The organism is Pseudomonas sp. 10B238, from assembly GCF_000970615.1.
Lineage (GTDB): Bacteria > Pseudomonadota > Gammaproteobacteria > Pseudomonadales > Pseudomonadaceae > Stutzerimonas.
In genome coordinates, this window is sequence record NZ_KQ033940.1 from 1 (window position 1) to 12139 (window position 12139).

General features: G+C 55.6%; 12 protein-coding genes and 2 pseudogenes. 8 read left to right on the forward strand and 6 right to left on the reverse strand.

Annotated elements, in window-relative coordinates; translation table 11 throughout:
* Nucleotides 1-277: 277 nt before the first annotated feature.
* The 3 genes and pseudogenes from RT21_RS23860 to RT21_RS23935 form a co-directional block, all read right to left on the reverse strand.
* Nucleotides 278-481 carry a hypothetical protein gene (locus tag RT21_RS23860; protein WP_046163975.1) on the reverse strand — a complete coding sequence of 68 codons (204 nt, stop codon included), beginning with the start codon at nucleotides 479-481 and terminating at the stop codon, nucleotides 278-280.
* 41 nt (nucleotides 482-522) lie between these two features.
* Nucleotides 523-942, reverse strand: coding sequence for a c-type cytochrome (locus RT21_RS18990; protein ID WP_218186914.1), 420 nt, complete (start codon nucleotides 940-942; stop codon nucleotides 523-525).
* Nucleotides 939-1268 (reverse strand): annotated as a pseudogene (locus RT21_RS23935) (isoprenylcysteine carboxylmethyltransferase family protein); the annotation flags it as partial. The pseudogene RT21_RS23935 and the gene RT21_RS18990, both read right to left, overlap by 4 nt.
* A 282-nt stretch (nucleotides 1269-1550) precedes the next feature.
* On the opposite strand from RT21_RS23935, the gene RT21_RS19000 reads away from it, so the two are divergent.
* From RT21_RS19000 to RT21_RS19010, 3 genes are all read left to right on the forward strand, one after another.
* Nucleotides 1551-2171 (forward strand): tyrosine-type recombinase/integrase, encoded by a 621-nt coding sequence (locus tag RT21_RS19000; RefSeq protein WP_045431009.1) that lies wholly within the window; start codon nucleotides 1551-1553, stop codon nucleotides 2169-2171.
* 205 nt (nucleotides 2172-2376) lie between these two features.
* Nucleotides 2377-2808 carry a DUF305 domain-containing protein gene (locus RT21_RS19005; RefSeq protein ID WP_045432266.1) on the forward strand — a complete coding sequence of 144 codons (432 nt, stop codon included), beginning with the start codon at nucleotides 2377-2379 and terminating at the stop codon, nucleotides 2806-2808.
* 13 nt (nucleotides 2809-2821) lie between these two features.
* On the forward strand, nucleotides 2822-4282 hold the full coding sequence (locus RT21_RS19010; protein ID WP_045431008.1) for a YncE family protein: 1461 nt from the start codon (nucleotides 2822-2824) through the stop codon (nucleotides 4280-4282).
* Between the two features lie 178 nt (nucleotides 4283-4460).
* Here the strand turns inward: RT21_RS19010 and RT21_RS24205 are convergent, their stop codons facing one another.
* Both RT21_RS24205 and RT21_RS19020 read right to left on the reverse strand, forming a co-directional pair.
* Nucleotides 4461-4766 carry a histone-like nucleoid-structuring protein, MvaT/MvaU family gene (locus RT21_RS24205; RefSeq protein WP_081262867.1) on the reverse strand — a complete coding sequence of 102 codons (306 nt, stop codon included), beginning with the start codon at nucleotides 4764-4766 and terminating at the stop codon, nucleotides 4461-4463.
* A gap of 712 nt (nucleotides 4767-5478) precedes the next feature.
* Nucleotides 5479-6426 carry a LysR family transcriptional regulator gene (locus RT21_RS19020; RefSeq protein WP_045431003.1) on the reverse strand — a complete coding sequence of 316 codons (948 nt, stop codon included), beginning with the start codon at nucleotides 6424-6426 and terminating at the stop codon, nucleotides 5479-5481.
* A gap of 99 nt (nucleotides 6427-6525) precedes the next feature.
* Here RT21_RS19020 and RT21_RS19025 point away from each other — a divergent pair, with 99 nt between their 5' ends.
* From RT21_RS19025 to msrQ, 3 genes are all read left to right on the forward strand, one after another.
* Nucleotides 6526-7524 carry a YeiH family protein gene (locus RT21_RS19025; protein ID WP_045430999.1) on the forward strand — a complete coding sequence of 333 codons (999 nt, stop codon included), beginning with the start codon at nucleotides 6526-6528 and terminating at the stop codon, nucleotides 7522-7524.
* 276 nt (nucleotides 7525-7800) lie between these two features.
* Nucleotides 7801-8814, forward strand: a complete 1014-nt coding sequence (gene msrP, locus RT21_RS19030) for a protein-methionine-sulfoxide reductase catalytic subunit MsrP (RefSeq protein WP_045430997.1) — start codon at nucleotides 7801-7803, stop codon at nucleotides 8812-8814.
* Entirely contained in the window at nucleotides 8814-9461 is a 648-nt protein-coding gene (gene msrQ, locus RT21_RS19035) for a protein-methionine-sulfoxide reductase heme-binding subunit MsrQ (RefSeq protein ID WP_045430994.1), read from the forward strand. The genes msrP and msrQ overlap by 1 nt, the downstream gene beginning before the upstream one ends.
* A gap of 1178 nt (nucleotides 9462-10639) precedes the next feature.
* Here the strand turns inward: msrQ and RT21_RS19045 are convergent.
* Entirely contained in the window at nucleotides 10640-11152 is a 513-nt protein-coding gene (locus RT21_RS19045) for a sigma-70 family RNA polymerase sigma factor (RefSeq protein WP_045430988.1), read from the reverse strand.
* Nucleotides 11153-11312: 160 nt separating this feature from the next.
* Between RT21_RS19045 and RT21_RS19050 the strand changes: the two genes are divergently transcribed.
* Both RT21_RS19050 and RT21_RS19055 read left to right on the forward strand, forming a co-directional pair.
* On the forward strand, nucleotides 11313-11720 hold the full coding sequence (locus tag RT21_RS19050; protein ID WP_045430986.1) for a hypothetical protein: 408 nt from the start codon (nucleotides 11313-11315) through the stop codon (nucleotides 11718-11720).
* A 90-nt stretch (nucleotides 11721-11810) separates the two neighbouring features.
* Nucleotides 11811-12059 (forward strand): annotated as a pseudogene (locus RT21_RS19055) (putative sulfate exporter family transporter); the annotation flags it as partial.
* Between the last annotated feature and the right edge of the window lie 80 nt (nucleotides 12060-12139).

Here is a 12139-nt window from a genome sequence, read left to right on the forward strand (position 1 = left end):
CCAGCGGGGTCAGTTCTTCAGACGTTCCTTAGAGAATAACCAGTAGTCGACTGTCTCTTAGAACGACAGTCGACTATTTATTAAATATTGAAAATACAGAAAGTAATTTACTTCACTTCCACGATGCCTCTTCATTTGGCTCTCAGAGTCAACCACCCAAGAAACATCCATTTGACAATCAGGCCCGTTATCGGTGGCAAGAAAACCCATTGTGCAAGAGGAATTACCCCTGTGCCTGTCCATGTGACTACCGGCATTAACTCGCTATAATTCCATCTTAAACCTGCCGAACCATCCAGGCCTCCAGGTCCGGTTCCCAGGTCCAGTATTCGGTTTCGATACGCATGGTGAAACGGTCGTGGTTGCTGTCCGACCACAGGGTGGCCTCCATCCCCTCAATCAATGATTCCGCCGAGGGCGCACGACCCAGCGCACTGCCCGGAAAAACACTTAGAAAAGCCACCACCCATAAGCATTTCATACGCTGCCTCCTTGAGTTAATCGTCTGATTACCCAGAGAAATCAGAGCCCACTCCTTTCAGACCATGCCTCATAGATCCGCTTGTCCCATTTGCTCTGGAAATAGGCGATAGCGGCTTTTTGATCGTCCCTGGAGAGCTCGTCTGCGAAGGCCGGCATTTTCCCACCCATGGGGGCGCCACCTTGACTAATTGTACCCATCAGCGTGTCGAAGGAATGGTGCCAGGCATGACCTGTTCCGTTGAGCGGTGGCGGCGGGTAAGAGCCATCCTTCAGAGTCTTATTCCAATTGAAAGCGCCTTGGGCATTGCCGCCATGGCAGCTTGCGCAGTTGTCGTCGAACACCACTGCGCCGCGCTCGACCTGGGCCTGTGTGTACCAGCGGTCATCCACCGTCTTACCGCAGCCGCTGATTAGTGCGACCGCAAGAACGCCTATTGAGATAGTTGCCCCATGCATCATTCTTGTGCCTCGATTTCCTTGCGCCTCAAATTCCTCAATTGAGGAATAAAACGGGGAGTTCTGGCTGCATAGGCCCGCCAATCGGAGCCGAACGTTTTTTCTGTTTCACGCTCCTCATACAAAGACAGGCGCGAGTACATCCACACCAGCACCGGGAACATGGCCAGCGTCAGCAGCGTGGGCCATTGTAACAGAAAACCGAACATGATGAGCACAAAGCCGGAATATTGGGGGTGGCGAACGTGGGCATACAGGCCGGTTGTGGCCAACTGCCCTGCCTTTTGCGCGGCATACAGGGTACGCCAGCCAGCCGCAATCAGATAAAACCTAAGTAGTGTCTTAATCGAGAAGTGCCTGACCGTACTCTCACAACTAGGGCCTGTGGAACACATCAAAGTCTGAAGCAGGATTGAACCCGTATCGATTACGCCCAGCGAACCGCTGAGTGGATCTCTCAAGCGTATGCAGGTAAACGGGCGGCAACAGACCATTGAAGTGCCGTTCATTGACCCTGCCGGAGCCGGTCAGAAGTATTGGCAGCCTCTGGCCGTTAGCGCCCCTTGCCCTAGCTAACCATCCTTGTCTTCCCGTACGAGGAGGACAACCCCATGAATAATAATGCTACCTACAGCCATCAGCCCTGGGACAAAGTAAAATTGATCGGGCAGAAAGCGCCGCTCCGCCTTAGAGATATCTGGGCGATTCGGTTGCGGCTGCAAATCGCCAACAAAACCCGAGATCTGGCGCTCTTCGACTTAGCCATTGACAGTAAATTGCGAGCCTTTTACTTAACCAGGCTCCGTGTTCGTGATGTTGCCCATGGTAAGCACGTTGCATCGCGAGCCATCGTGATGCAACAGAAAACCCAGAGACCAGTTCAGTTCCTGATCACAGAGCAAACAAGGACGGCTCTCGAAACTTGGATGCACCAGGCACAGCTCCGCAGCGAGGACTATCTTTTCCCGAGCCGGCTGCGCCCCTCTGAACACCTATCCACTCGGCAATACGCTCGTATCGTTAAAGCTTGTGTGAAGGTTATTGGTCTTGATCCTGCCATGTATGGCATTCACACAATGAGACGTACCAAGGCTTCCCTGATCTATCGCAGGACGAAAAACTTGAGAGCGGTTCAACTGCTGCTCGGTCATACGAAGCTGGAAAGCACTGTCCGATACCTCGGGACCGAGATAGACGACGCCTTGGAGATGGCGGAGCTTACCGAAGTTTGACCGTGCGATGCATAGCGACGGCCACGGCCAAGCCGTCGCTAACCGGCCAATAGAGCTCGTTCGCAAAGGTCAACGGCTGCGTAGCGTCAGACTTTCGCTTGCGACCGACGCTACCAATCGCCGCCGCCAAAATAAGTTTGCTCCCGCGGAATATATACGCACGCGGTTCGTCCTGACTGCACACAACGCACTTCAGGATCGAGCGATGACAACCAAAGCGCTACCGACATACCCAACTGCCCAGCTAGTACTGTTTCTCAGTGTTTTAGCTTGCAGCACCACCGCTTTCGCTTGTGAAGGTCATACGGACCACTCTTCAGCACCATCTGGTTTTGTAGCGGATAACGATGCTGCCATGGCACGCATGATGGAAGCCATGCACGTATCTCCAACAGGCGACGTTGATCGCGATTTCGTTGAGATGATGGTTCCGCACCATCAGGGTGCGATAGACATGGCGCAAGCCATGCTCCGCTACGGGACTAGCGAACCCCTGAAGCGCTTAGCTCAAGAAATCATCATCACTCAGGAGCAAGAAATCTTTGCAATGAGACTCGCTATCGGCGATCCATTGCCGACACAAACTACTGCTTCGGTTCAGCAATCTCCTACCAATCCGCACCATACCCCCCACTAAATCGGAGCTATCTATGACACATCGCTTACGTCTCCGCGCGGCGATTGCGGCCGCCTTGGTAACGCTCTCGGCGCCATTGTTCGCTGGACAAGTTCCCGGCTCAACCAACAAGCCCGACATCCCAATCAGCCATCGTGACCGTGTTTATGCTGCAGAACAATTTTCCAATACGGTTTCTGTTACTGACCCAGCCAGCAATGAACTGTTGGGGGTAATACGTCTTGGCGATCCACAGCCGGGAAATCTCAGTCCTTTGTATCGTGGCCAGGTATTAGTACATGGTTTGGGCTTCTCACCGGATCACCGCACGCTAGCGGTCGTTTCAATCGGCTCAAATTCGGTCAGCTTTATTGATACTGCAACCAACTCAATCAAGCACGTGACTTATCTAGGCCGTTCACCTCACGAAGCTTTTTTTACCCCTGACGGGAAGGAAGTGTGGGTGACAGTCCGCGGGGAAGATTACATCGCTGTGATCGATACGAAGACCTTTGAGCAGAAGACACGGATCAAAGTCCCCGCGGGGCCTGGAATGCAGATATTTTCTCCGGACGGTAAGTACGGATATGTCTGCTCGTCATTCAGCCCTGAAACTAGCGTAATCGATCTAGCTAACCATAAGGTTGTCGGAACGCTCCCACAGGCAAGCCCTTTCTGCCCCGATCTAGCAGCGTCCCCCGACGGCAAACAGCTATGGCTTACTCTCAAAGATGTTGGCAAGGTCCAGGTATTTGACGCAAGGCCACCCTTCAAGCTGATGCGGACACTTGATACGGGACCTATAACCAACCACGTTAATCTCGCTCACGTTGATGGGCGTACCCGAGCATATGTCACCGTGGGTGGTCTCAATCAGGTTCAAGTATTCGACACTGACACTTTCGACCTTCTGACTACGATCGACGTAGGGCATCTTCCGCATGGTCTTTGGCCATCTGGTGACGGCAGTCGTATGTACGTTGGTTTAGAAAATGCTGATGCGCTCGCTGTAATTGACACCAAGACGAATAAGGTCGTAAAAAACATCGCGATAGGCCAAGCACCTCAGGCGGTTGTGTACGTTCCTAACGCTGTGCCTGAAGGAGATGGAAAGGCAAATCTCCAACCGCTCGGTCTCGCGGCGCAGACCGTTCAGCTAAAGCTTGCTCCTTCTGGACGAAAAGATAGTGAAGCTGTCCCGACTACAGTCACCCTATTCGAACAGGGCCTAACGCAAGTCTTACAGGCTTCGGTGACAGGGTTGGAGCCTAAGCACCCATATACGCTTGCGTTTGCTGAACGGTCGGATGGAACAGGACATTTGCAGCCTTTGGCTTCGTTTAACAGCAATCCAGCAGGCGCTGCTATCGTAAACGCTGTCGGACCAATCAGGCAGGTCGTCAGTCAGCCGAAGGAAGGGCTCAAACGTTACCTAGTGATAGTCGCCGGCAGTGCCGATAAGCTGGGCGATATCATTCAACGCCAAGTCCTGTAACCTAGCACGCGCGGATCTAGACCAGGCGGTCGGCCGCAGATAAGGGAACTAAAGAACGTTTATCCAATATCGCTTGTAGTTCACTGGTTTGGGCCGGTCGTGTAGGACTGCACCCGTTCAAGGTTGAACGGGTGCGCTCAAAGAGCTAAGGCAAGCGCGGCTCATCCAACAGGCCTAATTATTGTCGCCAACTCTCAACCGTGTCATTTCCATATTCTTTCTTCCAAGCTTTAAGTACCTTGTGGTTGCCGCCCTTCGTCTCAACAATCTCACCGTTGCTCGGGTTCTTATAACGTTTAACGATCCGCTCACGACGGGAAATTTTAGCCGTGGGCGCTGCGCCCTTACGCGCATTCCCGCCGGCGTCTGGTTCGAAGATGCCGATAATATCTTTCAGGCTCATGTCATATTTTTCGAGAAGGGCTTTGAGCTTCTGCTCGAACTCTATTTCTTTCTTCAGCGCACTATCGGCTTGAACGCAGATGCATTGACGATGCTGGCGATGGCGGCAAAATGATTCATGGCATAGATCCTCTGTCGAAGCGGGCGGAGTTACCCAATGCCTTCATCATCATGTTTCGCTGGCTGATGCAGAAGAAAGTCTAGTTATGGTGATTATCGACGCCGCTGATACCGTATCGTCAGCTGCTTACCATGTTGGCGCGCCTGTAACTAGGTCAGCGGTGATCCTGCAATGTGCTCAGCCAGCAAGCTTACTGGGCGGAGCCGTTCATTCCTCGCACCGTAAAGCCACCGGCACAGAGAGCTGGGTAAGCTAGAGGTAGGGACAAGAGTTCTTTTTCGGCAGCATGCGTAGCTATCACCAAGCTCACTACTGGATATCTAAACGGGTTTCAAATGCTGGACGATCACCGCCATGCTACCCCTACATCATCCGCGTACACCTTCCTTGTTATAAGCACGCAAAGAATATCTGGCCTATGAAGTCATGTGTCGAACCGCCGCCCGGATTGAGGGTTTCGTAGAAATCTTCGAGGACGGGCACCTTGTGCCAGAGGGCCGACGGAGTACGAACGGTGCGCGGATTTATCCCATGAACAGGCTTTGGCCAGCTGAAGCAGGCCGAGAGGACGGATTGAAAAGCGACCTGCCACACTAAAGCGCCGCTCCCTTGCGGCGCCTGAATGATGGCTTCATGGCCACCGCGCTGTGCATCGCTGGCCTAATGGTCGAGATTAAAGTGACCTGACCTGGTTGGCCGTTGACTGGGTGGCTTTTTGCTTTGCGAGCGTCTGGTCGTCTTCCTGCAGAAACACCTTAAAGGCTTGCCACAACGGGCTGCGATAGCGCTCAGGGTGCCATACGAGCGAGAAGGTGCGGGTCAGCGGCAAGTCTGTCTCCAGCGCTACCAGCTCGCCGCGCCCCAGTTCACCAGCCACGCTTAGCCGCGGCAGGCAGCCCAACCCGAAGCCGGTACGTACGGCTTGCTTGATGGCCTCGTGCTGGCTCAGCTCCATTCGCACCCTAATGCGCTCGACGAGCGGACGGACGGCCGCTTCGAATACCGCACGCGAACCCGAGCCGGGTTCACGCAAGATCCAAGGCTCGGTCGGAATGTCCGAGTCGGCTAGACGCCCTTGCGAGGCAAGTGAGTGCGCCGGGTTGCAAACTACCACCATCTCGTCGTGCCGCCAGACTTCAGATTTGAGCTTCGGATCTCTGCACTGGCCTTCGATCAGGCCCAGGTCAGCCTCAAGCCGCAACAGGTCAGCGATCACTTCGCCGGTATTGCGAAGCCGTATCTGAAGGTCCACCGCTGGGTGTCGCTCGCTGAACCGCCCAGCCAGCCCAGGCAGTAAGTAGGTTCCGATAGTTGCACTGGCCGCAACGGTCAGCATGCCTTGGAGTTCACCATCTGGCTCGCGAGCGGACTCGACGAAGGTGTCCAAGTCATATAGCAGTTGCTCGGCCTTGGGCAGCAGTCGACGGCCTAGCTCATTAAGTTGCAACCGCTTGCCGAGTCGCTCGAAGAGGGGCACGCCGAGGTGTTTCTCGAGATCGGCAAGCGACTGGCTGGTGGCCGACTGCGACAGACTCAGGTTTTGCGAGGCCGCGCTGACGGTGCCGGCGCGCGTTACGGCGACGAAAACCTGTAGGTGACGAAAACTAACTCCTAAATGCATAGTGTTTTTTCCGACTAGTTATATCGTTATAACCACTTTCACATAGCCGTTACCTTGCACCTAGCCTTGGGCAACGACAAGCGCCAGAGGAGAGCGACTATGTGGCAGGGGCTAATGCTCTGTGGAATCCTGACTGCCGGCGGCTACGGCTTAAAGCTAATCCCTGGGCTGCGCGAGAGCGGATTCAGTCCATTGGTGTTTGCGCTTTTGCTGGGCCTGATTATGGGTAATCTGCCCCGTCTCGAACGGCTGGCGTCGGCAGCGCGCCCCGGCCTGCATTTCGCTACGCGCTGGTTGCTGCGGGGTGGCATCGTGCTGTTCGGCCTGTCGATGACGCTGCAGCAGATCGGCGCACTGGGTCCGTCTATCCTGCTCCTCGACGTACTCGTCATCGGAACCGTGATGTTGGTCGGGTATCAATTCGGCACCCGGGTGCTCGGGCTTGATTGCGAGACCACGCTGCTAACCTGCGCAGGCAGTGCGATTTGTGGGGCGGCTGCGGTACTGGCGACCGAAGCGACCATTCGCGCACGTCCTGCGGCGACTTCGATGGCCGTGGCAACCGTAGTGTTGTTCGGCTCGCTGGCGATGCTCGTGTATCCACTGCTGTACCCGCTCACCGGAATGGACGAAGCTCAGTTTGGCGTTTACCTCGGAGCAACGATTCACGAGGTGGCGCAGGTTATCGCCGCTGGCGACGCAGTGGGACCAGCGGCCTTGGCCAACGCTGTGATCGTCAAGCTCGTACGCGTCATGCTGCTGGTCCCCTTCCTGTTGCTGGTAGGCCAATGGTGGCTCAAGCGGCGAACCGCGGCGGATAGCACCAGGCGGGGGACCTTGGTGATCCCTTGGTTCGCCTTTGGGTTCCTGGTGATGGTTGGCTTTAACAGCATTGTGCATCTGCCGACAGCACTACATGACGGGTTGGTGCTGGCCGGTCAGGTCGCGCTAACCATGGCCATGGCGGCGCTGGGATACGAGACGCGGCTGGAAAAGCTGGCTGCATTGGGGATCAAACCGTTTGCTCTCGCGCTGTGCCTGTTTGTCCTTCTGACCGGTGGTGGGCTGGCATCGGTGAGTGTCCTTGCTCGCATTTGACGTCAGTGGACTACGAAGCAGTCCTCGTTCCAGGCACTGGATGCCCATGAAAAGAGATTTCGATGAAGCCTAACGCTTTTGGGAATAAATCGTAGTGGCGCTCGTAATACGAGTACGCCGGTATGCAACCGAGTGCGTTCATAATCCCAGCCGACTTGATGCTGCAGTTATCCCGGCTGGGGCAGGTACGCCTGCAACGCGCAATCGGAGCGGCATCGGACGGGTCAAGGCCCGCAGTGGATCGCTGCAAGGCCAACGAATCATAGCGAGGCCTTCATGCTAGTAGAGATACCAAGCAATTCCCGTTGCCAGCCATCGGAGATCACTCCGGAAGCTTTATATCTATCTAGGCGGCGGTTCATAGCAGGTGCTGCTGGCGTCGCTGCAATCGCCTTGCCGGGGCTTTGCCGCGCGGAGCAGGGAGCGGGGCCATATGACGTTCAGGTGCCAGGCAAGCAACCGGCTTGGTTTTCCAACAAACTGCAGGCCGCTCGGTGGAAGGCAATGATAGCCAGTGGAGAAGCCATTACGCCCTTCGACGACGCAACTGGCTATAACAATTTTTATGAATTTGGCGCAAACAAGGATGACCCGGCGAAACGTGCCGGTGCAATGGATACGCAGCCTTGGACGGTTGAAATAGACGGCGCGGTAGGCAAGCCTGGCACCTATAGTATTGAAGACCTCGTGCAGCCCCACCGGCTTGAGGAGCGCATCTATCGGCTGCGTTGTGTGGAAGCCTGGTCGATGGTTATTCCCTGGCTGGGCTTCCCCCTCGCTGAGCTGATCAAGCGTGCCGAACCCACGGGTGGCGCCAAGTATGTGAGCTTCCAGACGGCGGTTTTGCCCGAAGTGATGCCAGCCGTGAAGTCACGCTTTGGTCTGATTGACTGGCCGTATCGCGAAGGGCTGCGAATGGATGAAGCCATGCATCCCCTTACGATTATGGCGGTCGGCATGTATGGTCGCGTCCTAGCCGAGCAAAACGGTGCGCCGATGCGGCTGGTCGTACCTTGGAAATACGGCTTCAAAAGCATCAAGTCGATAGTGCGCATCAGCCTCGTTGAAGAGCAACCGTACACGACTTGGCAGAATCTTGCGCCTCAGGAGTATGGCTTTTACGCCAATGTTAATCCCAAGGTGGATCACCCGCGCTGGACGCAATCCCGCGAGCGGCGCCTGCCTACCAATCTCTTCAGCCCGAACGTACGCGACACGCTAATGTTCAATGGATACGAGGACGAGGTGGCGAGCCTTTATCAGGGGATGGATCTGAGCAAGTTCTACTGATGAAGCATCCGGTCTTTCGCAGCGCAGTGTTCATCGCTGCGGCCGTCTGGCCGCTGCTATGGCTCTATCAGGCGTGGACTTCTGCGCTCGGGCCTGACCCGGGGAAAGTACTGGTCGAGCGGCTAGGGCTTGGAGGCCTAATTCTCCTGCTCCTCACGCTGTCGCTGTCGCCTTTGCAATGGGTGACGCGCTGGGCCGGCTGGTCTCTAGTCCGAAGACAGCTCGGCCTATGGACTTTCGCCTATGGATGCTTACACCTGGTGTCGTATCTGCTGTTTATCTTAGGGGAGGAATGGTCGCAGCTCAGTACAGAGCTGACCGAGCGTCCCTACATCATCGTTGGAGCACTGGCGTGGCTGAGTCTGCTCGTGCTCGCGGCGACATCTAACCGTTTTAGCATGCGTATGCTTGGTGCTCGCTGGAAAACACTGCACCGGCTGGTCTACCTGATACTCGGCTTAGTGCTGCTGCACATGTTGTGGGTGGTTCGATCGGATATCGCACTTTGGACACTTTACTTCAGCTTGGGCGCAGCTTTGATGCTGTTGCGCACACCACGGGCCAGGGGATGTCTAAAGCAGCTCCGACAACCCCCGCCGCGAACTGGCAGGCTCGCCTCAGCGCGACATGCCAGTGCGGATCACTGAGAGTAAGGGGGCGCCGAACAATGACAGGGCCGCGCTCTCGGGGTGCCAAGCGGCTAGGCCTACTTTGCCCACTCTTCAAAATACCTGATCGACACTGAGCACGGATGCGGAAGCTACCCCGGCCCACTGCACTGGCGAACTCGACTCGGACGATGGTGGAGCTTGCCGAAGCGCAGTTCGGCCTCACATCGGAACGCCTCAACCCACTCTAAGCGTCCGGATGGACTCGCTGCAGGGGCGGTAGAGGAATCCCTAATTCCGTCATCTGTAAGCGGCCGGCTGGTTCCAGTCTTCGAGATATCGCCCAGAGCTTCTCACGCGCCTTTGCCTGGAATATCGCATTCATAGGCCAGTTGTTAATATTTGCTTACAGGCCGTTATCATTCCTCACGTCTGAACCTTACACCGGACCTGCTCTATCGATTCGCGCTATATCAAAGGAGCTATAGCTTGCTGTACGGCTGCGGATCTTGGACTGGTGCCTTGGCTCACAACAGCATAGTGATACGTCCCGTCCGCCCAGTATTGGGCGACTAAGCCCTCAGCTCGTCGGCTACCTCGGCCAATAGTTTTGTGCCCTGGAGGCCGAACGTAAAACAGTATGGTCTCGCCTCGATCATCCCTATACAGCACCATGGCGGCGGCTCCTTGGTCGGTGGCCATCAAGCGCGCGCCGACCGGCCGAAATCCGTACGGTTCGAAGTCCGGCATGGGTGCTGCGGCCTCAAAGTGCGAATCAAGCCAACGCTGCAATGTGCTGGTTTCATGGGTAGCGAGATCAACGGCCGGAGAGCTAACGCTGTTAAATAAGCGATAGGCTTCAACAGCGTCAGCCATCGGCAGGCCAGTTGATGGAGTGAATGCTCCTCGACCATGCCACCCCCCAGTGATGCCAAGCGTTAGCGCTAGGACTAGCGAAGCCGCAGTCGCAACGAGCCGTTGCCGCCGTTGCTTTATTTCAACTCGAAGCCGTGCCGGATCTAACTCAATCGCAGGCGCACTTGTAGGAAGCCCAGCTAACGCTGCCCGAAGCTGCTGAGCATCGTATTCAAGCGAGGCGACTTTTTGAGCTAGCTCTGAGTCCTTGGCCGCTAACGATTCGATTTCTGCCATTCGACGTGGTGGGAGTTCGCCATCTATGAAAGCGCTCAATTCATCTGAGGTCGGTAGGGTCGGCTTCATTTCAGTAACCGCATATATGGAAGATTAATCTGCCCTTCGCTTAAAACGCGTAGCGCTTGGCGGGCGCGGGCCAGCCGGGACATTACGGTCCCGATAGGAATACCCAGGCTTTCTGCCGCTTCGCGGTAACTTAGCCCTTCAACTCCTACGATGAGGAGCAATGCTCGTTGCTCAGCTGTGAGCTTGCCGAAAGCTTCAAGCGTGGATTGCGCTTCGGCTACATCCTCAGTAGCGCTGGTCTCTTCGTCAACATAAGTGAAAATTGAAAGTATTCGAGCATAGCGACGCTGGCGACGCTGGCCGTCGATGAACTGCCGATACAAAATGGTGAACAACCAAGCGCGTAGATCGCCGTCTTCCTGACGCGTACCGCGCCAAGTTAAAGCCTTCTCGACCGAAGACTGCACTAGGTCGTCAGCGGTAGCGCTGTTTCGCGTGAGCCATAGAGCAAAACGGCGAAGACGAGGAAGAAGCTCTCGGAACTGTTCGTCTGTGATCCCTTGCGTCATTTGATTAGAGGCCTGCTTGGTTAGCTGTCAGACGCTAGACGATCAGGTGAGCAAATTATTCCAGTCTCCAGAAAAAATTCGGAATAAAAACCTTAGCGGGGCGTAGTACTAGCGTGTGCTCACACGGAGTACGCTGGTTCTTTCCTTTTAGGACGCCCCTATGAATATCAAAGCACTCCCCATGACTCTCTTTCTCCTGGCCTCTGCAGGTCTTGCACAAGCCGGCACGGCTGAAGATGACGCCAGGCTACACATCCGGGCAATAGCGGAAAATGACCTGCCAGCGTTGCTAGGCCAGTATGCACCCTATGCCCATCTTTCCTGGAAAGGTGGGCCATTGCAGGGATCGTATGACGGTACAGACTCGATCGAAAAAGTGTGGCAAAAGTTCGTGGAAGGCCAAGGTCCGCTATCCGCAAACATAGAAGAGCTGGTTGAGAAAGCATCTGTGGACGAAACAACTGTCTCTGCCAGGGTCCTGTATAAAGGCCAAAAAGAGCTTCAGGTTATTCAAACCATGACCTATCGGAAGGGTCAGCTGGCGGACGAGGTTTGGGCTGTTAAGTAGAAGGCCTCCGCTCAAGCGAAGAGCATCGCTTTTTAGCTGCCCTAAGGCGGCCTTCGGCGGGCCGGCGAGGCCAAGGCCGGGTCACCGTTTCCGCTGTTCGTACTGTTGTTCGTGCTCATGGTGGTCGTGAACTCTTTCGTACCGATGTCCGAGACGATGCACCATACGCTGATCACGGCCGATTCCGCGTTGCTGGCTGCGGCCATGGTGGCCATGGGGTTGCAGACACGTCTGGTCTCGGTTGCCCGGCTGGGGTGGAAGCCTTTGTTTCTGGGCGCGGTCGTCGCGCTGTGGATCAGTGGCCTGGCCTTGGGCGGTGGCCTGCTGCTTGCAGGCTGACAGGCCGGGTCGTACAGTCGACACAAGCGGCACGCAAACGCCGCAGCACAATCAAATGTCTTTCAACCGTGCGGTATGAA

Coding starts and splice junctions, on each gene's coding strand:
- RT21_RS23860 (WP_046163975.1), bottom strand. CDS start 481: ATGAAATGCTTATGGGTGGTGGCTTTTCTAAGTGTTTTTCCGGGCAGT.
- RT21_RS18990 (WP_218186914.1), bottom strand. CDS start 942: ATGATGCATGGGGCAACTATCTCAATAGGCGTTCTTGCGGTCGCACTA.
- RT21_RS19000 (WP_045431009.1), top strand. CDS start 1,551: ATGAATAATAATGCTACCTACAGCCATCAGCCCTGGGACAAAGTAAAA.
- RT21_RS19005 (WP_045432266.1), top strand. CDS start 2,377: ATGACAACCAAAGCGCTACCGACATACCCAACTGCCCAGCTAGTACTG.
- RT21_RS19010 (WP_045431008.1), top strand. CDS start 2,822: ATGACACATCGCTTACGTCTCCGCGCGGCGATTGCGGCCGCCTTGGTA.
- RT21_RS19020 (WP_045431003.1), bottom strand. CDS start 6,426: ATGCATTTAGGAGTTAGTTTTCGTCACCTACAGGTTTTCGTCGCCGTA.
- RT21_RS19025 (WP_045430999.1), top strand. CDS start 6,526: ATGTGGCAGGGGCTAATGCTCTGTGGAATCCTGACTGCCGGCGGCTAC.
- msrP (WP_045430997.1), top strand. CDS start 7,801: ATGCTAGTAGAGATACCAAGCAATTCCCGTTGCCAGCCATCGGAGATC.
- msrQ (WP_045430994.1), top strand. CDS start 8,814: ATGAAGCATCCGGTCTTTCGCAGCGCAGTGTTCATCGCTGCGGCCGTC.
- RT21_RS19045 (WP_045430988.1), bottom strand. CDS start 11,152: ATGACGCAAGGGATCACAGACGAACAGTTCCGAGAGCTTCTTCCTCGT.
- RT21_RS19050 (WP_045430986.1), top strand. CDS start 11,313: ATGAATATCAAAGCACTCCCCATGACTCTCTTTCTCCTGGCCTCTGCA.